This window comes from Vibrio sp. 2130-1 (assembly GCF_033339515.1).
In genome coordinates, this window is record NZ_JAWOUT010000576.1 from 1 (window position 1) to 559 (window position 559).

Below are 559 nucleotides of genomic sequence, written 5' to 3' on the forward strand. Positions count from 1 at the left end.
CGATGGAAAAAGGCCAAGAGATCACTCAAGAAATCGTACAAACCGTATACGGTGATTACTTCCAACTGCTTACTGTACTAGCGGTTGTGATGGTGGCGATTGCTATGGCAGCGTCGGTTGTTATTCGCAAAATGCTGGATGCGGCAAAAGAAAGCGAAGCACAAGCGCAACCTGTCGAGATTGAAACGGGTGTCGAGGTGCAGAGCTAATCGCTTTCGCACCGCCACTTGATTACATACGCAATCAACAAACAAAAATGCCGCGAATTCATCGCGGCATTTTCGTAATGACAACGTGACCGATTAATCGCGGCGGCCACGAAGTTCAATCGGTTGGGTAGATGCATCGGTTTGAATCATCACGCCGCCGTACATCGCTTCATTACGGCCTTTCAACGTAAGTTGCGAGTTTGCGCGTTCAACATCCACTTGGTTCGTATTACTCATTGTCATGTCAATGGTACCTGTGTATGAGCCATCCGCAGCAAATGCCACATTCGCTGAGCAAACCATCAAGCCTAATGCGATTAGTTTTTTCATACATCACCTCTGTTATTGTC

At 47.2% G+C, this 559-nt stretch carries 1 protein-coding gene and 1 pseudogene; one reads left to right on the forward strand and one right to left on the reverse strand.

Annotation, left to right across the window (positions count from 1 at the left end; all coding sequences use genetic code 11):
* A pseudogene (locus R7Q09_RS27485) lies at positions 1 to 209 on the forward strand (major facilitator superfamily transporter); the annotation flags it as partial.
* 93 nt (positions 210 to 302) lie between these two features.
* Here R7Q09_RS27485 and R7Q09_RS27490 read toward each other — a convergent pair.
* Positions 303 to 539, reverse strand: a complete 237-nt coding sequence (locus tag R7Q09_RS27490; RefSeq protein WP_005464033.1) for a hypothetical protein — start codon at positions 537 to 539, stop codon at positions 303 to 305.
* Positions 540 to 559: the final 20 nt, after the last annotated feature.

Excerpts from the sequence above, each read along its gene's own strand:
- R7Q09_RS27490 (WP_005464033.1), bottom strand. The coding sequence starts at position 539 with ATGAAAAAACTAATCGCATTAGGCTTGATGGTTTGCTCAGCGAATGTG.